Raw genomic sequence first — 21,947 nt, forward strand, 5'->3', positions numbered from 1 at the left:
CCCCATCACCCCATCACCTCCTCACCCCATCACCTCCTCACCTCCTCACCCCATAACCCCATCACCCCATCACCCCATCACCTATAACCTATGAAGCTCCGCCTCGAAGACAATACGCTCCGCCTGCGCCTTGATCCGCCGGAAGTGGCCGCCTTTCACGCGGCGGGACGGCTGGAAACGGTGGTGCCGCTGGGACTGTCGGCCGCGGAACGCCTGACCTATACGCTGGAGCGCGACGCCGCAGCGCCGGTGCTGACGGTGCGCTACGCGGCGGGCTGCGTGCGGGTACTGCTGCCCGCCGCCGTGGCCGCGGCCTGGTCGGCCGACCCCGCCGCGGTGAGTTTACGGGGCCAGATGGAAGTATCTGAAAACCAATTCCTGCATATCTTGGTAGAAAAGGACCTGGGCTGCAAGCATTAGTCCGTTCGTCTGGCCTGAGCCAGCCGCTTTTCCCCACCGTTTTCCCCAATTTGAGCTATGGAAGATTCCCCCGCCGCCAACCCTGGCAAAGCCGGTAAGGCCCACCAACAGCAGGCCGCCAACGCCCCGAAAAGCGGGGAGCGGCCCGATCAGGGGGAAGCGCCCGCTCCCGATCATTACAACCCCACCAACAAGCACCACGTGGCAGATCCTATCCAGGCCCCCGATGTGGCCAACGCCAAGTACCGGCACGACATTCTGGCCCAGCCCCCCGAGCAGCTCACCGGCCTGCGCCTGGAACCCCGCCAGACCATTGCGGCCGGCGTCACGGCCGTACTCAAGAGCATGGAGTTCAGCTGGAAGGAAGGCGGCCTCGACCGGGGCACGCGCGGCCTGCTCAAGATGAACCAGAAAGACGGGTTCGACTGCTCGAGCTGCGCCTGGCCCGACCCCGACGACCACCGCTCGGTGGCCGAGTTCTGCGAGAACGGGGCCAAGGCCACGGCTTCGGATGCCGACGATAAGGCCTGCGGGCCCGAGTTCTTCGCCCGCCACAGCCTGGCCCAACTCTCGCAGATGACCGACCGGGACCAGAACAACGCCGGCCGCCTCACCCACCCCCTGGTGAAGCGCCCCGGCGACAACCACTACAAGCCCATCGAGTGGGCCGAGGCCTTCCAGCTGATTGCCGACGAGCTCAACGCCCTCGATTCGCCCGACGAGGCCACGTTCTATACCTCCGGCAAGGTGCCCAACGAGCCGGCGTTCCTGTTCCAGCTCTTCGTGCGCCAGTTCGGCACCAACAACCTGCCCGACTGCTCCAACATGTGCCACGAGAGCAGCGGCGCGGCCCTGAGCTCCACGCTCGGGCTGGGCAAGGGCTCGGTCACGCTCAACGACATCCACGAGGCCGAGGTCATCCTGATCATGGGCCAGAACCCGGGCACCAACCACCCGCGGATGCTGTCGGCGCTGCAGAAGGCCAAGCAGAACGGGGCCCGGATTATCAGCGTGAACCCGCTGATTGAAGCCGGCCTCAACCACTTCAAGAACCCCCAGGATTTCATGAACCCGTTCAAGGCCCTGGGCGCGCTCATGGGCAACGGCACCGTGATAACCGACCTGTATTTGCAGGTGCGGGTAGATGGCGACATGGCCCTGCTGCGCGGCATCATGAAGCACCTGCTGGCGGCCGAGGAGCTCAATCCCGGCCAGGTTTTCGACCACGCCTTCATTGACAAGTATACCGAAGGCTACGAGGCCGTTGTCGAGAACGTGCGCAACACCAGCTGGGAGGATATCGAGTTGCTCAGCGGCATCTCGCGGGCCCAGCTGCTGGAAGCGGCCAACATGCTGGCCACTAAAAAGAAGATTATCGTGTGCTGGGCCATGGGCCTGACCCAGCAGCGCCAGGGCGTGCAGACCATTCAGGAGGTCGTGAACCTGCTGCTGCTCAAGGGCGCCATCGGCAAGCCGGGTGCCGGTACCTGCCCGGTGCGCGGCCACTCCAACGTGCAGGGCGACCGGACGATGGGCATCTGGGAACAGACGCCCAAGCCCTTCCTCGACGCCCTGGGCAAGGAATTCAACTTCACGCCGCCCACCGAGCACGGCTACGACACCGTGGACAGCATCAAGGCCATGCACCAGGGCAAGGTGAAGGTGTACTTCGGGCTGGGCGGCAACCTGCTGGCGGCCGGCCCCGACACCGAGTACATTGCCGAGGCCATGCGCAAGCAGAACCTGACCGTGTTCGTGGGCACTAAGCTCAACCGCGGCCACCTCATCACCGGCAAAACGGCCCTGCTGCTGCCCTGCTTCACCCACGCCGACGTGGACATGCAGCGCAGCGGCCACCAGATGACCAGCTGCGAGAACTCCATGGGTGTGGTCAGCCAGAACAAGGGCGTGCTGGTACCGTTGCCCGGCCAGATGCTAAGCGAAGTCGCCATCCTGAGCGGCATTGCCATTGCCACGCTCGGCGAGAAAACCAACATCGCCGACTGGGTGGCCATGACGGAAAACTACGACGTCATCCGCGACCATATCAGCCGGGTGATTCCGGGCTTCGAGAGCTTCAACGAGAAGCTGCGGCGGCCCGGCGGGTTCTACCTGCCCAACGGCCCCCGCGACCGGAAATTCACGACCGAGGACGGCAAGGCCCACTTCACCAAAACGGAGCTCGAAAAGTACGAGGTGGGCGCCGATGAGCTGATTCTGATGACCGTGCGCAGCCACGACCAGTTCAACACCACCATCTACGACTACAACGACCGGTACCGCGGCATCCATGGCGAGCGGCGCGTGCTGTTCATGCACGAGCAGGACATGGCCGACCGGGGCCTCAAAGCCCAGGACCTCATCGACATCACCAGCCACTTCAACGGCCAGGAGCGCACGGTGGAGAAGTTCGTAGCCGTGCCCTACGACATCCCGCGCGGCAACGTGTCGGCCTACTTCCCCGAGGCCAACCCGCTCATCCCCATCGGCAGCGTGGCCAAGAAGAGCAACACGCCTACTTCCAAGTACGTACGCGTAACGGTGGTACCCGCCCACAAAACCGTGGGCGCCCCGGTTGAAATCCGCATGGGCGCCGAGGCGTAGAGAAGCCGGCTTAACCAGTAAGCAACAAGCCCCAAACGGTGAGTAGATTCCATTCTACTTCCCGTTTGGGGCTTGTTGCTTACTGGTAACTTTTCTCTTAGAACGGGTAGCCGATGCCGATGTTGAGCTTGATGGGCGTGCCGCTGGTGGCGTTGAACCTGGTCAGGCTGCCGGGCGGGGTGGGCAGGCCCGTGTTTACCTCTACGTCCTGGTCGTCGTAGGGGTAGCGGATGGGCACGGCGGCGTCGAAGCGGATGACGAAGAACTGCACGTCGATGCGGATGCCGACGCCGGCGCCCACGGCCAGCTGCTGCAGGAAGGTGTTGAACTGGAACTGCCCGTTCAGGCCGTCGGGGTTGCCGTTGCGGTCGTAGGTGGCGCGGCTGGCGTCGGGGTTTACCAGCCACACGTTGCCGGCATCCACGAACACGGCCCCCTTCACGTACGGAAACAGGTCCTGGCGGTACTCCAGGTTGCCTTCCAGCCGGATGTCGCCCACCTGGTCGTAGAAGCCGCTGTTCTGCTGCTGCTGCTCCACGCTGGGGCGGTAGGTACCCGGCCCGATGCCCCGGGCATCGAAGGCCCGCACGCTGTTGGGCCCGCCAATGCCGAACTGCTTGAGGTAGGGCAGCACCCGGGAGTTGAGGTAGGGCACCCCGGCCCCGATGAGCAGGCGGCCGGCAATTTTGTTGCCGCTGGTGGGGTTGCTGCTGGTGCGGTAGTAATTGCGCAGCTCCAGGTTCACCTTCGAGTACTGCGAGAATTCCTGGCCGGCAATCTGGTAGGCCCGGGGGCCGTTATCGGTTGACTCCTTGGCCGCGCCGCTGAGGCTCTTGAGCAGGTAGGCCAGGTTGCCCGAGAGCTCCAGGCCGCCGCTGAAGTAGAGCTGATTGCGGCGCTGCTCCAGCACCTGCTGGTTGTAGGTGTAGCTATAGGCGCTGCCCAGAATAAACTGCTGGCGGAAGCTCTGGGCCAGGAAGGGCCGCTCGGCCAGCAGCCGCTCAAACACCGGCTCGGTGTTGTTGAGGCGCACGTACTGCAGGTCGATGGGCTGCAGGCGCTGTTCGTTGGTGAGCTTGGTTTTCCAGGTGTAGCCATAGCCCAGGTTCACCACGTCCTGGCGGAAAAACTGGGTCCGGAGCACGTACTTGTAGCCCGCCTCGAAAAAGGTGCGGGGCTGGAAGTCGGAGTTGCGCAGGCGGATATCGAAGGGGGGCGTAATCAGGCGGGGCACCAGCAGCTGGGCATCCACTCCGAACTGGGTTGACGTAACGCCCGACAGGGCCCCTTTGCCCGTTTCGGCGGCCGCCCGCACGTTGATGAGCAGCTGCTCGGCCCCGCGCAGGGCCGAGCGGTTGCGGTACTGCACTACCACGCCCGGCCCGGTAAAGATGTTGGACGTGTTCATCTGCACCTCGGCCCGGAGCGACTTCTTGGGCACCTGGGTCATACGCACCAAGGCGTTGAGGTGGCCGTACTGCAGGGAGTCGGGCTGGTTGCGGGCGGGGCGGAACTGCATGTCCACGAAGCGGAACGTGCCCAGACTCATCAGGCGGCTCAGCGTCTGGTCGGCGCGGCGGCGGCGGTACACGCTGTCGGGATACAGGAAGGTGGCGTTGACAATGGACTTGGCTTTGAACATCGACTCATCGGGATAGTACCGATAGCCCTGATACCGGATCGGGGTCTCGTTCATGGTCGTGTCCTGGAGCGTATAGTCGGTGTCGAGGGTTACGCGGTTGAGCACGTAGGGCTGGGCCGCTTTGCGCGGAATGCTGCCCTTCACCTTCACGTACACGTTCACCTGGTTGTCGAGGGTGCTGTCGACCTGAAACAGCAGGTAATCGGGCGCGAAATAATAGTAGCCCTTGTTCTTGAGGGCCGCGTCGATGCGGATTCGCTCGTTCACGAAGGTCTGCAGGTTGTAGGGCTCGCCCACCTTCAGCAGCGTTTCGTTCTGAGTCGCCCGGATATCCCGGTCGAGCAGCGTATCGCGCTCGGGGAAGAAGATTTCCTTGATGCGGTAGGGCTCATTAACCGAGGCCACGTAATCGACGGATGCCGTACGCTCCTCCAGCTTGATGTTGCTGCGCACTTCCGGCTTGAAGAAGCCGTCGTTGTTGAGGCGGTTGAGCATCAGGTCGGCTACCTTGGCCGTATCTACCTCGCTGAAAAGCACCGGGGCCTCGCCGTATTTGTCGGCCAGCCAGTGGCCCAGGCCCTTTTCCTTGCCCACGCCCATGTGCCAGAAGTAGAGCTTGGGCCGCAGCCCCAGAATAGAGCTGTTGGGCTGGGGCGAAATCACGCCTTCCAACTGGGTCTGCACCAGGGCCTCGTTCGGAATCGGGGCCCCGACCCGGGACTTGAGCGTGACGGTGCTGCCGGTGTAGAGGCGGGCATCGTCGGGGATGAACTTGAGGCCGCTGCACCCGGCCAGCGCGGTCAGCAGCAGCCCCGTCGCCAGCCGCCGGCCGGCGCTCTGAAGGCAGGAAAAGAAACGTAGCGGTTGAAGTTCTGGCACAGGTTATTCTTTATTTCGTTTCTCGTTGTTGGTTTTTTGTTTTTCGCTCTTGCTGGTTCTGTCCGGTCCGATTGCCTTGGGTAGACGGAGCCGACGAACAAAAAACAAGCAACGAACAACGCAAAGCTATTTACTGCTGCTCGCGGGCCGGGCAGCCACCCGCGCCGAGTCGCGGCGGGGCGGCACGGCGGTGGTTTTCACTGAGTCGTCGGTGGCCTTCTGCTGCTCCTTCTGACGCTTGCGGATGCTTTTATTTTCGGCCTTCACGTTCTTGTCGATACCCTGGAACAGGTCGGCGAAGTTCTGGTAGTCGCGCTGGTAAATCAGGGAGGCCCCGCTGCGCACGTACTGCCCGTCGATGTCGCCGTAGGCGTTGTTGCGGTAGGCGCGCAGGCGCAGGCGGCCGTTGGCCAGAATGTCGTACTCAATGCTCACGTCGCCGGCGAAGCTGCTCACGCTCTGCTGCCCCCCGCTCACCTGGTTGCCGCCGGCCAGGGGCACGTCGGTGCCCAGGCGCACGGTTACGCGGTCGTTGAAGAGCTGGCGGCGCACGGCCACGTTCAGGTCGGTGCGGGTTTTCTCGGTGCCCGAGGAATAGTCGGCCTGGGCATTCACGCCCAGCTCCACGCCCAGGTTGGAGAGGTAGGAGCCGGTCAGGTTCTGGAGCTGCTGGGTGAGCACCTGGCTGGCGCTGCCCCGCAGCTGGTCGGCCACGATGCTGCCCCCGCTGCTTTCAAACGGGTTTTCGGCCAGGAAGCGGTTGAGCACCAGCAGGGAAAACACCTGCTTGTTGAGCTCGTCGGTCTGGCTGGGCTGGCGCAGCTGGGCCAGGCGGTTCTCGATCTGGGTGCGCAGGTCGGAGCGGGTTTCCTCGGGCAGGCGGATATCGAAGCTGATTTCGGGCTTGAGCAGCTCCCCGTCCACGTTCAGGTACACGTTGAAGGGCAGCGTGTTGCGGGCCGTCGACTGGAGGGTTTCGGAGCTGATGCCCTGGCCCGAGAGCAGCTCGGCCGGGGCCGCCCGGGCCACGTAAATAGCCGACACATCGGCCCGCCCGTTGTAGGGGTCGCCCGACCAGGTGATGGAGCTGCCTTCGGCAATGAGGAAGTCGCGCTCCGTCAGGTCGTAGAGCGACATGTGGTAGCTGCCGCTCTGCACGTCGAGGCGGCCGCTGAGCGTGATGTTGCCCACCGGGTCGATGGCCGTGTTGAGCGTGCCGTTGGCCCGCACCTTCAGGTTGTCGCCCGAGGCTTCGTCGATGATGATGGTAAACGGCGTTTCGTCGGTCACGGTGATGGTGGCGGCAATGTCGTAGCCGGCGGCCGTCTTGGCCGAATCCTGGCGGGCCAGCTGCTGCTGAAGCAGGGTATCGAGGGGGGCGCTCTTGTCCACGAACTGCACAATGCCCTCGGAGCTGACCTTGTTGGCTTCGTCGTTGGGCACGGCCGCGTAGAAGTCGGAGCCCTCCACCACGGAGGCCGTGGTGCGCACGCGCATCAGGTTCAGGTCGCCGGTAATGCGCGAATCGGAATCCACGATGAGCTTGCCCCAGAACAGGGGGTTGTCGCGGCGGGTGCTCTGCACGGCAATAAAGTTGCTGGTAGTGGCCCGCAGCTGGAAGCCGTAATCGATAAAGTCCTGGGTGAGCACGTGGCCATTCACCACGGCCTTGTTGCCCAGGGAATCGAGAATCAGGAAGTCGTCAAACAGAATGCCCTGCTCATCAAACACCAGGTCTTCCTGGGGCAGCGTGAAGGGCGCCCCGAGCTGGGTGAGAGTGAAGCCGGCGTTGTTGGTGGTGAGCTTGCCGCGCACCTCGGGGGCGGCCACGGTGCCCGTAATGGCCAGCCGCCCGCTCAGGTAGCCGCTGGTTTCCCGGATTTCGCCCAGGGCAAACGGCTCAATGATGCCCAGCCCGAAGCGCGTCACGTCGGCCTGCATGTCGAGGGCGCCGCTGGCCAGGTAGTTGCCGGTCAGCTGCACCTCGTGGTTCTGAGGGCCGCCGGTCAGGCGCACATCCAGGTTGTAGCGGTCGGCGGCGGGGTTATCGGCCTTCAGGTCCACGTTGCCGAGCACGGTTTTGTTGTAGGCCAGTCCCTGCAGGCCGGCGTTGGCCGTGAAGGCCATGTTGGCCTGCCCCAGGGACCTGATCACGGCCTGCCCGTTGAGCGTGCCCCCCACCAGCGAGTCCTGGAGGCCGCCGGCGGTAGCCAGGGTGTTGAGGTTGAGGTTGCTGAACTGGGCCTGGAGCGGATAGCCGGCCCCGGCCAGGGTCTGGAGGGCAATGGCCTGGTCGCCCTGGCTGAGCCGCACGCTCTCGGCCCGGATAGCCCCGGTGTTGAGGTCATAGCGCAGGCTGTTGTTGGGCTGCACCGCCCACTGCTGGTTGTTGAGCACCAGCTTGGGGTCGAAGCTGAAGGCGTAGGCCGCACCCTGGCCGATGACGTTGAGCGTGCCGGCCAGATCAAGCTTGGTGGTGCTGTCGTTTTCGGCAATGCGCAGGTGGGTGCCTACCTGGTTGTTGGCCACGCTGCCGGTCAGGCTGGGGTTGGGCAGGTTCAGGGTGGTATCCTGGCGGATGTGGTTGAGCTTGAGCGCGTAATCGAGGGCCTGGGGGTCGGACGACACCTGCAGGCGCAGCGAATCCAGCTGGTAGCCCAGGTACCGGAGGCGGGTGATGCGGGTGTTGAGCCGCAGGTCAGCTTCCCGGCTGTCGAAGCCGCCGCTGAGGCGGAAGGGCGAAATCTGCTGCAGATCGGGCACGAACTGGCGGATAATCTGGGGCTCCTTCACGTTGGCCTCGAAGGTAAACTGCCGGTAGGGCCCGCCGGGCCGGAACTGCACGCCCGGCAAATCGAAGTACCGGTCGATGTGCTGCTGAACGGCCGTGGCCAGGTCGCCCAGGCGGGTGTTGCCGCGCAGGGTGAGGTCGGCCACGGAGCTGGCAAAGTCCACTTCCGTGCGGCCGGTGCGCTGCAGAATCCGCCCGCTCACGGAGTCGAGCACGAAGGGTTTGCCGTCACTGACAATGGCAATGCGGTTGCCCGAGAACGTGCCGTTGAGCGAGTTCAGGTCGGAGCCGCTCAGGTTGGCCTGCAGGTCGCCCTGCACGCTCAGGTTGCCGCCGGTGTAAAAGCCCAGGGCCGTCAGGTTCACCCCCCGCAGGTTCAGGCGGTCGATGCGGTAGGTGGGGTTGGCCGCGTTGCGCAGGTCGATGGTGGCCAGCAGGTCGAGGTTGAGGTTGGGGTCGTCCTGGCTGCGGGCGTCCACCACGTAGCGGTTACGGTCGATGTCGACGTTGGCCGTGATGCCGCGGTAGGTGTAGCCGTTATAGGTGGCCTGTTGCACCCTGGCCGTGAGCTGGCCGCGGAGCAGGTTGGGGTCGAGGCCGCCCCGGCCGGTAAGCGTGCCGCTGGCCGTGACGGTCCCGATGGTAGGGTCGCCGATGAGCTTGCCCACGTTCAACTGCTGGGTGCTGAACACGGCCCGCACCGGCTCCTGGCCCACGGGGCCCGCGCCCACGTTCACTTTGGCGGCCAAGTTGCCATACGTGGTGGTGGCCCGCAGGTCGGTATCAAACACCAGCGCCGTGGGGCGGCCCTTGAAGGTGCCGCTCACCGTCAGGAGGGGCGGCAGGGAGTAACCGGCCGGAATGGTACCCTTCGGCACCAGGCTGCGGATGTCGGCGTTGGTGGTCACCAGCTTCCGGATATCGAGGTCGGCGTAGAGGCGGCGGTCAGTTTCGGGCAGGCCCTGAATCCGGCCGCTGGCCAGCAGCTGGGTGTTGCGCAGGCCCACGATTTCCACGTTGCGCAGGCGTAAATCGCCCACCCGGCCGCTTACCAGCCCGCTCACCAGCACCGACTGGTTGGGGCCGGTGGTAAAGGGCGGGGTGTCGGCCAGGTCGGGGGCGAGGTAGAGGATGTCGCGGAAACCCAAGCGGGTGTCGCGCAGGTCGGCTTCGAGGCGCAGGTTGGCCAGGTCGTCGGCAATGGCGTCGAGGCTCCGGTACTGCATAGCCAGGGTGCGCCGGATGCGGGTGTGGGGCGTGACCAGGTCGAGGTTGTCGAGGCGGGTTTCGGTCGAGTCGAACACCACGTCGGCCTGGGCCCGGGTTACGGCAAAGCCGCTCTGCTCCTGCCCCGAGAGCTGCGTGATGCGGCCGGTAGTGCTGTTTTCGGAGTAGCGCAGGTTTTCCAGGTTCAGCGTGAGGTTGCTGAACTTGAGGTGATTGTAGTCCAGGCCCCGCACCCGGGTTTTCTGGCGCGGCTCGTCGAAGTTATCGAAGGCCACGTCTACCCCGCTGATGTCGGACTCCTGGAGCGTGACCACCCAGTTGCTGGGCTGGCCGGTGGCGTTTTCCACCGACGTATTCAGGTCGCGCACCGTCTGGGCCGGGTTCACCACCCGCTGCTCCACCGGCACGTCCTCGTTCTGGGCGTAGGCCACGGTGGCATCGCGCAGCATGAGCTTGTTGAGGGCAATGCGGTTATTAACGATGTCGATGTTGTCGGCCGTGATTTCGCCCTCTCCGATGCGGGTGCTGATGAACTGGGCCGAGGGGTTGTTGCGGTAGGTCAGGCTCACGTTGTCGAGCCGGGCGCGGTTGAGGCCGAAATCCAGGGCCAGCGCGGCCGTATCGGCGGGCGTGGGCGGCGGCACCTTGGTCTGGGTGATGCCGATGCTGGTATTCTTGAGCGCGGCCTGGTCAATCTTGTAAATCGAGGCGTCCACGTCCACCTGGTCCATGTTCACGGCCAGCTCGCCCACCTTGGTGCGCACGTTCATGCCGTCCACCTGGTCGTTGTAGGTGAGCAGGATGTTGGTCAGCTTCACGTCGCCGATGTTATACTTAAAACCCGCGCCGGTGGTATCGGCCGGGGTGGTGGCCACGGCAGTGGTGTCGGCGGTGCTGAAGGCGTTGAGGATGAAGTCGTAGTTGGAAATGCTGTCGGGCTCGGTGCGCGTGATGGCCACCCGCCCGTCGTTGAGCTCCAGGCTGCTCAGGTTGATTTCCGACTTGGTCAGGGCCCACAAATCCAGGTCGAGGCCCAGGTGGCCCACCGACACGAGCGTATCGCCCTGCTGGTCTTCCAGATACACGTCGTCAAAGCTGATGGCGTGGCGGAAATCCGACCGGAACTTGCCGATGCGCACCTCGGTCTGGAGCTTGTCGCGCAGGTAGCCTTCGGCCTTGTCGGCCACGAAGTCCTGCCCGGCGGGCGTCTGTACGAACAGGAACAGCCCGCCCGCTACCACCAGCACAAACACAATTAGCCCCAACAGGGCGTACAAAATACGACGCAGATAGACTGGCAAAGGCGGAACAGTAGAAATGGAACTCAGTGGCCCAAACGGAAAAACCCCTCGGGAGGTTGGCTGCTATTCCAATTGCTGCCAACCTCCTGTTCACGAATAGGGCGGAGCTTTCAGGGCAAGTTAGAGAATCTTTGAAAACCTGGTTTCCGCCCTGCGCCGCTGGCGGGAGCCCGACGATTTGCAAGTACGTTCTTCAGCAGCCCCGTCTTTGCCCCCATCGGCCGCAACAGCAGGTGGGGAGTTGCGGCCCCACCCACGCAATGCAACAGAAGAGGGGCGGCGGCCGGTTCGGCTAAACTATTCCGCCCCGGCTCCGCCGCGTTTTGACCAGCTCCGGTAACTGAAAAGCCCAGCAGCCCGCTGCTTGCCGCCGGCTCCGGCCGCCCCCGCACGCGCCGGCGACGTGGCCCTCCGGTAGCGGTTACTAAGCACTCACTCGGGCCCGCCGCCGGCCTCATCAACCGAGCATCAAATACCCATCAATCAGGCATTAGCACCCCGTAAAGGCCGAAAATTCTCGCCCGATTCGGGCTATTATCCGTTCCTGTGGCCCGCCTTTTCCGCCCGGTAACCGCTATCTTTGGAGCCCCATTTTATCCGAGTAGCTCCCGATGATTCTACGTTTTACGCTCCCCTTTCGCACGGCCTGGGGCCAGCGGCTGGTTGTTTGCGGCTCCCTGCCCAGCCTGGGTCAGTGGAACCTTGACCAGGCCCTGAGCCTGCACTACCACGCCGAGTCCGGCCACTGGACCCAGGAAATCAGCCTGCCCAACGACCAGCTGGAAACGGTAGCCTATAAGTATGTGCTGCTGGATGAGCGCGACGGGGGCAAGCACTGGGAATGGGGGCCTAACCGGACGCTGGGCCCGGTAACGGACACGTTCACCCGCGTGGTGCTGGCCGATTTCTGGCGCGCACCGGCCCTGGCCGAAAACGAGCTGCACACGGCCGCCTTCACCGAGGCCCTCATGCGGCGCCCGGCTCCGGCTGCACCGGCCCCCCAGCTGCCCGCTCCCCCCGACGCGCTGGTGGTGCGCTTCCAGCTGGCAGCCCCGCGCGTGGATTCCCAGCACCAGCTCTGCGTACTGGGTTCCGACGCTGCCCTCGGGGCCTGGGATGCCAGCCGGGCCGTGCTGCTTTCCGACGCCGACTACCCTACCTGGACGGCGGCCGTGGCCCTGGCCACGCCCGGCCAGGAAACCCGCTATAAGTACGGCATCTGGGACCCGCGCGAGCAGCGCATCCTTCACCTCGAAGCCGGGGAAGACCGCCTGATTCCGGCGGCTACCGCCCCGCGCACCCTGCGCGTACTGTCCGACGACCAGTTCCGCTACGGCACCGGGAACTGGCGGGGGGCCGGCGTGGCCCTGCCCGTGTTTGCCCTGCGCAGCCACCAGGGCCTGGGCGTGGGTGAGTTCCCCGACCTCAAGCTGCTGGTCGACTGGGCCGTGAGCACCGGGCTCAAACTGGTGCAGATTCTGCCCATCAACGACACCGTGGCCACCCACACCTGGGTGGATAGCTACCCCTACGCGGCTATTTCGGTGTTTGCCCTTCACCCCCAGTACCTCAACCTCGACAGCATTGCCGAGCTGCAGGACCCGGCCGCCCGCCAAGAGCTGGACCGCCTGCGCGCGGAGTTCAACGCCAAGGACTTTGTGGACTACGAGCCCGTGATGAACGCCAAGTGGCAGTTCATCCGCCAGCTCTACCAGCAGGAAAAAGCGGCCCTGCTCGCCAACCCCGACTTCCGGCAGTTCCGCGACGAGCAGCAGGCCTGGCTGATGCCCTACGCGGCCTTCTGCGGCCTGCGCGACCGGTTCGGCACGGCCGATTTCAACCAGTGGCCCGCGGAGTTCCGCACCCCGGCCGCCGCCGCCGAGCTCACCCGGGAAGACAACCCCGACTTCGACGAGTTCGGCCTGCACTTCTTCACCCAGTACCACCTCGACAAGCAGCTGCGCGCGGCCGTGGACTACGCCCGCCAGCACGGCGTGGTGGTCAAGGGCGACCTGCCCATCGGCATTTACCGCCACTCGGTGGACGCCTGGACCCAGCCCGAGCTCTACCACATGCACCAGCAGGCCGGCGCCCCGCCCGATGATTTCTCGGTAACGGGCCAGAACTGGCGCTTCCCGACCTATAACTGGGAGCGGATGGCCGAGGACGGCTACCAGTGGTGGCAGCAGCGCATGGGCCACTTGGCCCGCTACTTCGACGCCCTGCGCATCGACCACATCCTGGGCTTCTTCCGCATCTGGGAGATTCCCGGTCACTCGGTGGAGGGCCTGCTCGGGCACTTCTCGCCGGCCCTGCCCCTGCACCGCCACGAGATTGAGCAGCGCCTCGGCTGGTTCGACTACGGCCGCCTCTGCGAGCCCTACATCCGCTGGCATGTGCTCGAAGCCGTGTTCCATGCCCAGGCCCCGGCCGTGTTCGGGGAGTTCATGGAAGACGCCGGCTACGGCGCCATCCGCCTCAAGGAGCACGTGCGCACCCAGCGCCAGATTGAGGCCGTCATCCACGAGAAAATCAGCCAGGACCCGGCCAACGCCGAGCACTACCGCTGGCTGCGCGCCGGCCTGTTCGGGCTGGTAAACGAGGTGCTCTTTGTGCCCGACGACCAGCAGGCCGATTTCTACCACCCGCGCATCACGCTCTACCTAAGCCGCTCCTACCGGGAGCTCGACGAGTACAGCCGCCCCCGCCTGCTGGCCCTCTACAACGACTTTTTCTTCCAGCGCCACGAGGACTTCTGGCGCCGCCAGGGTCTGACCAAGCTGCCGGCCGTGCGCTGGGCCACCGACATGCTCATCTGCGGCGAAGACCTGGGTATGGTGCCGGCCTCGGTGCCGGGCGTGATGAAAGCCCTGGGTATGCTGGGCCTCAATATCCAGCGCATGCCCGCCAACCCGGAAACCGAGTTCGGCCACCCCGACCACGCGCCCTACCTGAGCGTAGTGAGCCCCGGCTCCCACGACATGAGCACCCTGCGCGGCTGGTGGGAAGAAGACCGGGAGCAGACCCAGCGCTTCTTCGAAACCATCCTGGGCCACTGGCACGAGCAGGCCCCGCCTTTCTGTGAGCCCTGGGTGGCCCGCGAAATCACGGTGCAACACCTGTACTCGCCGGCCATGTGGGCCATCTTCCCCCTCCAGGACCTGGTGGCCCTCGATGCGCGCCTGCGCCGCCAGGACCCGCTGGCCGAGCAGATCAACGTGCCCTCCAACCCCACGCACTTCTGGAAGTACCGCTTCCACATCCCGCTGGAAGATTTGCGCGAGGAAGCCGGCTTCAACGCCGACATCCGGCAGTTGGTAGACCAGAGCGGCCGGAATCAGGTGTATTAGGCGTTGCGGCCCGACGCGGGAGTGAACTCCCGCGTCTTTTAGACGCAGCCCGATTCCTTACTTATATATAAAGCCCGGTGCCCCTGGCGCGGCCGACCCTTGGTTGGCCGTGCCAGGGGCACCGGGCTTTTGGTATGCTCACCCGCTTCCGCATTGCCCCGCTTCCTGATTACCGGCACTGCTGCCCCAAAGCTTGGTCAAGCGCGCTTTCCTATTATGGGAAAGGGCGCTCATCCTTCCCAATATGACCTCATACCCGTTTCATTTATAGATACTTACATCCAATCCTAATGCCATCCCGTAGGTTTGCAGGGGAATTAGGGCCGTTCATCGAAAAATGTCATTTACAAGGTCTTGCCAAGGCAGATTTGTAGACCACGACACTGCCTTCGGGTGGCTCTCTTTCAGCACGCATACCATTCACCTACCGTTTTTATAGGCATCATGAAGAAAGCTTTACGTCTTTGGGTGGCCCTGCTGCTGGGCAGCAGCTTGTTTGCTCCAGCCGGACAGGCCCAACAGGTGACGCCGGCCCCGGCGGCAGTTCTTTCCGACATCAGCGACCTGCGGCCGCCTTCCTTCCGCTGGCAGCAGCCAGCACCCCAGGCCGTGCTGCGGGAGGCCCGCCTCACAGGTATCAGCCAACCTCGGGCAGCGCGCAGCAACCCGGGAGTGGCCCGCCCTCAAGCTGCCCCTACGGTGGTCAATGGCGATTTTGTATTGCCGGGCATCACTAACGTGCTGTTCCTGGTTGACGTAGCCCCACTGATTACCAATAACGGCGGCTTTCCCATCCGTGCCTACCGTTTCGTGGCCGCTCCCAACCCTGCTGTTGCGCGGGTATTTGCCCGGAACTCCACGACCGGGGCCTTACGGGAGATTGTCGCTGCCAACATCCCGGATGAGATTTTGCTGAGCAATTTCAACCAAGTAGTAGCGATTCCATCAGTCAACGATAATGTCAGTACCACGTTTGGATTCCGCCCCCGCAACAATAATGGAGAACTCTCGACAAATACCAGCACGGTGACCCTGACGGTTCAGCAGGTACCGGTTGCGGCCCAGCTGATTTCGCAGATTGTGCCGGCCGGGGCCCCGGCTACGCCCCTGACCGAACCACTGGCCGTGGAGCCCGGCAGCCTGGCGGCATCCACTTACCAGATCACCAGCATTCCGACGGCCGCCCAGGGCGTACTGGCCCTGAACGGCACGGCTGTTACGGTAAACCAGGTTATCACTCCCGCCCAGGCCAGCCAGCTGACCTTCGACCCGGCGGCCGGCTTCTTCGGTACGGCGGTATTCAACTACACGGCGCGTAATGCCAGCGGCACTGGCGGCGCCGTGGCGAGCTACGGCATTCCGGTGGCTCGGGCCATTTGCGGACAGGCCAGCACGCTCAACTTTGCCACCCTGGCCGACGGGCGCAGCTTCCAGACGACGCAGTCGATTCTGGTAGAAGGCGTGACCATCACGGCCAGCAACTACACGGCCCCGGCCGGTGAAACTGATCTTCTGATTTTCGACAGCCAGTCCCTGCCCGGCAAAACCCTGCTCTGGCAGACGGATTACTCGTCATCGGCCAATAACTCCTCTTCGGTGGATTTTACCTTCAGCCGGCCCCTGGAAAACTTCTCCCTGGCTTTAGCGGACATTGACCAAGTTAGCGGCGTCTGGACCGATCAATTGCAGCTCGATGGCTTTACGGCCAGCGGGCAGCTCATTTCGCTTTCGGCGGCCGATGCTGCCCTGGCTCCCAACAACTCCAACAACTTCAGCAGCCCCAACCGCATTACCGGCCAGGGCAACCTGAACAACTTCGGCCCCAACAGCAACGTGGTGGTGACGTTCCCGCAGCCCATTGTGCGCCTGCGCCTGACCTACCGCAACACGGAGCCTATTGATAACCCCGGCGGGCAGGTTATCGGTATCAACTCCATGTCGTGGTGCTCGGTGGTGGATGTGTACACCCGCTTCACGGCCGGGCCGGTGGCGGCCAATGTGGGCAACACCGTGAGCTACACCGTAGAATACGGTAACAATGGCCCCGACGAAGCCCAGCAGGTGACGCGCACCGTGACGCTGCCCGCCGGCGCCACCAACGTAACGCTGCCTGCCGGCGCAACTTATAACAGCACGACCCGGGTTATTGACTTCGGCCCGGCGGCCACGCTGGCCAGCGGCAGCAGCAACGCCTTCACGTTCGGCTTCACGGTACCAACAACGGCCGGCAGCTACCCCGTAACGGCCTCCACCAGCACGCCCGGCAACGAGAACGGCGCCACGGCCAACAACACGGCCACCCGCACGCTGACTGTGAGTGACTGTAATCAGGTGAGCACCCTAAACTACACTACTGCTACTGCTGGCAGCCGCAAGACGGGCACTGAAACAGTAAACGGCACCACATTTAGCTACACCGATTACCAGACTGCACAGGTAACAGGAGCTAACGTGTTTGCTGTGGGCACCAGTCCAGGAATTTTGCAGGGACAGACATTGGTATGGAACCAGACTACTACTGCTATCAGTGGTGGATCTGCCGTAACGTTACTCTTTGACCGTTTGACAGACAATCTTACGCTGACTTTTCAGGATGTTGACGCGGATCAAACTACTGGTAACTTTATCGATAACATCGCCTTTGAAGCTTATGACGTAGCTACCGGGGGCACACAGATTCCATTAAGTTCAGCCAACTTTAGTTTGGGAGCTGCCAATAGCTTTGTTGCACCCAATATACTCCGGGGTACGCAGAGTGTAGGGGCAGGCAATATTGCGGGCAATGCTACGATACGCTTTACCACCCCCATTCGGCGGCTTCGCCTCGTCTACTTCAACACCTCTAACAATACGACAACTCTCCGCACGCAGAATATTGGTATCAATAGTTTGAGCTTCTGTGCTCAGGCTGATCTGCTGACCACCGTTACGCCACTGGCTACTCCCATCAACGCCGGTGCTACGGGGCAGTTTACAGTAGCCTTCACCAATAATGGTCCCGATGCTGCCAACAATGTAGTGCGCCAGGTACAACTGCCGGCGGGTCTGCAGAATGTAGTTGCTTCAAATGGGGGCTCCTACAATCCCGCTACCGGTATTGTAACCTACGGTGCAGTAGGCAGCCTGGCCAGCGGAGCTTCGTCCAATTCAGTTATCACGTTCACCAGCCCGGCCAACGGGGGAACGGTTACGGCCTCCTCAGTTATCGGTGGTGATGCCCGCGACCCCAACACGGCCAACAACTCGGCCAGCGGCACCATTACCGTTACGCCCGTGGCAGATGTCACCACCGTGGTAAGCGGCCCGACCAGCGTCCTGGCCAGCCAGCCCACCGGCACGTACACGGCCACCTTCAGCAACACCGGCCCCAGTGCCGCCAGCAACGTCGCCCAGACCGTGACCCTGCCGATTGGGGCCACCGCCGTCGTGATTCCGAACGGAGCGACCTATAACCCGACTACCCGCGTCATCAACTTCGGGACGGCCGCCGCCCTGGGTAGCGGCGCTACCAACAGCTACCAGTTCAGCTTCACGGCCCCCGCTGCCCCGGGCACGGCTACCGTCGTCAGCAACACCACTACCGCCACGGCTCAGGGTGCCAACGCGGCGCCCGATCAGTCGACGCTGCAACTCACCGTGGGCGGCGTGGCCGATGTGGCCGTGCTCGTAACGGCCCAGGCTTCGCCCATTGCCGCCGGCACCCAGGGTCAGTTCACGGTCGAATTCAGCAACAACGGCCCCAACGCGGCAACGCAGGTGGTGCGGCAGGTACAGTTGCCGGCCGGCCTGGCGGGCGTTTCCCTGCCCGACGGTGGCTCCTACGACCCGGCTACCGGTCTGGTGACCTTCCCGGAAGTGGCGTCGTTGCCCACCGGCACCGGCAGTACTTTCCGGATTCTGTTCACGGCCCCCGGCTCGGGGGAGGCAGTAACGGCTGTCGGCAGTATTTCGACCACCGAAAGCGAACAGGGCAGCACGGCCAACAATACGTCGGCGGCCACCATCGCCATTACTCCGGCCTTTGATCTGCTCACGCGCATCAGCGGCCCGGCCACTACGGTTACCGGCACGCTCACCACGTTCAGTATCATCACCCAGAACAACGGTCCGTCCGTGGCCATCAACGTGGGGCAGACGGCCCAGCTGCCCGCTGGTCTGATGCAGGTATACGTGAGCAACGGCGGCACTTACGATCCGGCCACCGGTTTGGTAACCTTCCCGGCTCTGCCCACGCTGAGCAGCGGGGTCAGCGTCAATAACACGGTCAGCTTCCTGGCACCGGCCACCAACTTCACGGCGACGGCAGCAGTAACGCCCGCCACCGGCGACGTGAACCCGGCCAACAACACGGCCTCGGCTCCGGCCACCACCGTAGCGGCTCCGGCAGCCGGCACGGCCAACCTGTTCACCACCATCACCGCCAACGCCGCCACGGTGGCCCCGGGCGCGCCCCTGACCCTGACGGTTACCCAGGGCAACGACGGCCCCGGCTCGGCCACGGAGGTGGTGCAGTCGGTATCGTTGCCGGCCGGTTTGGTGGGCGTGGTGGTTTCCGATGGAGGCACCTACGACAGCACGACCGGTCTCGTGACCTTCCCGGCAGTAGCCTCGCAGCCCAGCGGCAGCAGCACGACGTACACCATCAGCCTCCCGGCTCCGGCTTCCGGCCTGGTAGCGGCCGTGGCCAGCGTGGCCTCGGTCACCACTGACCCGATGCCGGCCAACAACGTAGCCACCACCGATGTGCGGGTGAGCCCGGTAGCTGATGTGCAGACCGCCCTCAGCGGCCCGACCTCGGCCACGGCCGGGCAGTCCCTCACCTACCTGGTCCGGACGACCAACGCAGGCAGCGTGGCCGCCACCGATGTGGTGCAGCGCGTGGCCCTGCCGGCCGGCCTGACGGGCGTGGTGGTATCGGGCGGGGGCAGCTACGACCCGCTTAGCGGCGAGGTGACGTTCCCGGCCATTGCCCTCCAGCAGCCCGGGACCTCCCTGACCAACACCATTCAATACACGGCCCCGGCCGCCGGACCGCTGAACAACGTGGCCTCGGTGAGTACCTCGTCGCCCGAAACGATGCTGGCCAACAACCGCGCTGCCATCATCACCAGCATTACGCCAGTGGCCGATCTGACCGTTAGCCTGGCCGGCCCGGCAACGGCCGTGAGCGGCAACGAGGTGACGTATTCCGTGACGACGACCAACGGGGGCAGCTCGGCCGCGGTGAATGCCGTTACCACGGTGCAGCTGCCAACCGGCCTGACGGGCGTGGTGGTATCGGGCGACGGCAGCTACAATGCCACGACCGGCATCGTGACCTTCCCGGCGGTTGCCTCCCAGCCGGTCGGCTCCATCACCAACACCATCCGCTTCCTGGCCCCGGCTTCGACGCAGCTGACCCTCACGGCCAACGTGGCGGCCGAGAATGAAGAAGTGACCAGTAACAACTCGGCTACTACGGTTACTCCCCTCTCGGCTCCTACGGCCCAGACCATCGACCTGCTGACGACCATTACGCCTAGTACTACTACGCGTACTCCCGGCCAGCCCGTAACGTTTACCATCCGCAACACCAACGGTGCCACCAGTGCCGTGGCGGCCACCAACGTGCAGCAACTGGTATACCTGCCGGCCGGTCTGACGGGCGTGGTAGTTTCCGACGGGGGCAGCTATGACAGCACAACCGGCATTGTGACCTTCCCGGCGGTGACTTCCCAGGCCATTGGCGCTACTTCACCGGCGTACACGGTGACGGTTAATGCGCCGGCCAGCGGCTCGTTCACGGCCACGGCCGTTGTGAGTGCCAGCCAGAGCGAGTCGAACCCGGCCAATAACTCGGCGGCCAGCACCATCACGGTAATGCCCCAGGCCGATGTCGCGACCCTGGTAACCGGGCCGGCCAGCACCACGCCGGGCGGCGCCGTAACCTACAGCGTTGTGACCATCAACAACGGCCCTTCGGTGGCCGCTGCTACCCGCCAGACGGTGCAGTTGCCCGCTAACCTGCTGAACGTAGTTGTTTCGGGTGGGGGCACGTACGACAGTGCTTCGGGTCTGGTGACCTTCCCCGACCAGAGCCTGGCGCCGGGGGTAGCCAATCAGATAACGAACACCATCAGCTTCACGGCCCCCACTGTAGCCTACAGCGTGGTGGGTGCGGTAACAACTGCCACTGCCGAGTCGAATGCGGGCAACAACACGGCTACGCAGAATACCAGCCTGGGTAATCAGCCCCCCGTGGCCATTGAGGTTGTCAACTCCGAGACAACACCCCAGGGCAATACCGCCGACGCCCTGTCTCTTTCGCCCCTGAGCGGACGGGATGCCGATGGCACGCTGGCGTTCTTCACCATCACCTCGCTGCCGGATGCCAACCAGGGCGTGTTGCTCTTCAACAACCAGCCCGTAACGGTAGGCCAGAGTATTCCGGCCGCCCAGGCCGGGGAGTTGTTCTTTGATCCGGCCGCCGGGTTTACGGGCAACGCCTTCTTCACCTACACGGTAACGGACGACCTCAACGCTACGTCAGCCAACGCCCGCTATACCATTCCCGTTGGGCAGGATGTGAGCTCCCTCTATACCGCTGCCCCCGTGCGGGGCGGCGCGACGGCCTACCAGAACAACGACCCCATTGCCTCGGTGTTTGATCTGAACGGCGGGGCCTACGATGCAACCGGCAACGTGACCGACAACGGCCTTACCAACGCCAGCACCGATGCGGCGGGTACTGCTCAGCTCACTAATCTGGGACTCACGCTCAACAGCACTACCGGCCTGATTTCGGTGCAGGACCGCACCAAGCTGGCTGCCGGAACCTATACCATTCAGGTAACGACCGTGGATGAGTTCGGGGGCACCAACACCCAGCCCGTGAGCTTCACCATCGGGGCGGCCCCACTGCCCGTTACGCTGGTCAGCTTCTCGGCCCGGGCCGTTGGCCACGATGCGCGCCTGAACTGGGAAACGGCCCAGGAGCTCAACAACGACCATTTCGTGGTGGAGCGCAGCTTGGATGGACGCACGTTTGCCAACATCGGCCGGGTAACCGGCCAAGGTACTACCAGCTCCGCTACCCGCTACAACTTCACGGATACCGGTATCGGCCGGCAGTTGCAGGGCACGGTATACTACCGGTTGCGCCAGGTCGACACCGATGGTACGGCCTCCCGGACGTCGGTCCAGACGGTAGCCTTCCAGACCGTAGCCCCAACCGATGTAGTGGTGTACCCCAACCCTACCTCCGGGCAGGCGCCCACCTACCTGGACCTGAAAGCACTGGCCGCCGGCCGCTACACCGTCACCATCATGGACATGACGGGCCGGGTGGTGCAGACGCTGGAAGCAGAGGGTGGTAGCACCGGAGAACTGGCCGTAGCCGGCCTGCCGGTAGGTAGCTATCTGGTACGGGTGCAGGGCAACGGCAAGCTGTTCGTAAAACCCTTGGTTAAGAGCGAGTAATCCAACACTTAGCAGGAAACACGAAGCCCGGAGTTCCAAAATGGAACTCCGGGCTTCGGCATTTACGGACTGTGCTACCCGGGGAAATTCTGCGAATCAGGTATTTAACAGGGTGAACGGGCGCTTTTACCCCGTGAAAAAATGCATTGGGAGAGTTGCAGCCGGCGTACCTTTGGGAATTGGTTTTCTAGTTCTGGGAGGCCACCTGACCTGCCTTACAATTTTCCTGTTAGTACGCATGAGAAACTCTTTACGCACGCTACTCTTGTTGGCGG

6 protein-coding genes are annotated in these 21,947 nt (G+C 63.8%); 4 read left to right on the plus strand and 2 right to left on the minus strand.

Annotated elements, in window-relative coordinates; all coding sequences use genetic code 11:
- Nucleotides 1–90 precede the first annotated feature (90 nt).
- Nucleotides 91–420 carry a DUF7009 family protein gene (locus tag KLP40_RS02695; RefSeq protein ID WP_215592061.1) on the plus strand — a complete coding sequence of 110 codons (330 nt, stop codon included), beginning with the start codon at nt 91–93 and terminating at the stop codon, nt 418–420.
- Nucleotides 421–477: 57 nt separating this feature from the next.
- On the plus strand, nt 478–3,024 hold the full coding sequence (locus KLP40_RS02700; protein WP_215592064.1) for an FdhF/YdeP family oxidoreductase: 2,547 nt from the start codon (nt 478–480) through the stop codon (nt 3,022–3,024).
- A gap of 97 nt (nt 3,025–3,121) precedes the next feature.
- On the opposite strand, the gene tamL is transcribed toward KLP40_RS02700, so the two are convergent.
- Nucleotides 3,122–5,545 carry a translocation and assembly module lipoprotein TamL gene (gene tamL / locus KLP40_RS21505; RefSeq protein ID WP_215592065.1) on the minus strand — a complete coding sequence of 808 codons (2,424 nt, stop codon included), beginning with the start codon at nt 5,543–5,545 and terminating at the stop codon, nt 3,122–3,124.
- Between the two features lie 126 nt (nt 5,546–5,671).
- Entirely contained in the window at nt 5,672–10,864 is a 5,193-nt protein-coding gene (locus KLP40_RS02710; protein WP_215592066.1) for a translocation/assembly module TamB domain-containing protein, read from the minus strand.
- A 611-nt stretch (nt 10,865–11,475) separates the two neighbouring features.
- Here KLP40_RS02710 and KLP40_RS02715 point away from each other — a divergent pair.
- Nucleotides 11,476–14,214, plus strand: coding sequence for a 4-alpha-glucanotransferase (locus KLP40_RS02715; RefSeq protein ID WP_215592067.1), 2,739 nt, complete (start codon nt 11,476–11,478; stop codon nt 14,212–14,214).
- 444 nt (nt 14,215–14,658) lie between these two features.
- Complete coding sequence (locus KLP40_RS02720) at nt 14,659–21,672, plus strand: T9SS type A sorting domain-containing protein (RefSeq protein ID WP_215592068.1); 7,014 nt, start codon at nt 14,659–14,661, stop codon at nt 21,670–21,672.
- The last annotated feature ends 275 nt before the right edge of the window (nt 21,673–21,947 follow it).

Origin of the sequence: Hymenobacter piscis (assembly GCF_018760735.1) — a bacterium.
GTDB lineage: Bacteria > Bacteroidota > Bacteroidia > Cytophagales > Hymenobacteraceae > Hymenobacter > Hymenobacter piscis.

Excerpts from the sequence above, each read along its gene's own strand:
- KLP40_RS02720 (WP_215592068.1), top strand. The coding sequence starts at position 14,659 with ATGAAGAAAGCTTTACGTCTTTGGGTGGCCCTGCTGCTGGGCAGCAGC.
- KLP40_RS02715 (WP_215592067.1), top strand. The coding sequence starts at position 11,476 with ATGATTCTACGTTTTACGCTCCCCTTTCGCACGGCCTGGGGCCAGCGG.
- KLP40_RS02695 (WP_215592061.1), top strand. The coding sequence starts at position 91 with ATGAAGCTCCGCCTCGAAGACAATACGCTCCGCCTGCGCCTTGATCCG.
- KLP40_RS02700 (WP_215592064.1), top strand. The coding sequence starts at position 478 with ATGGAAGATTCCCCCGCCGCCAACCCTGGCAAAGCCGGTAAGGCCCAC.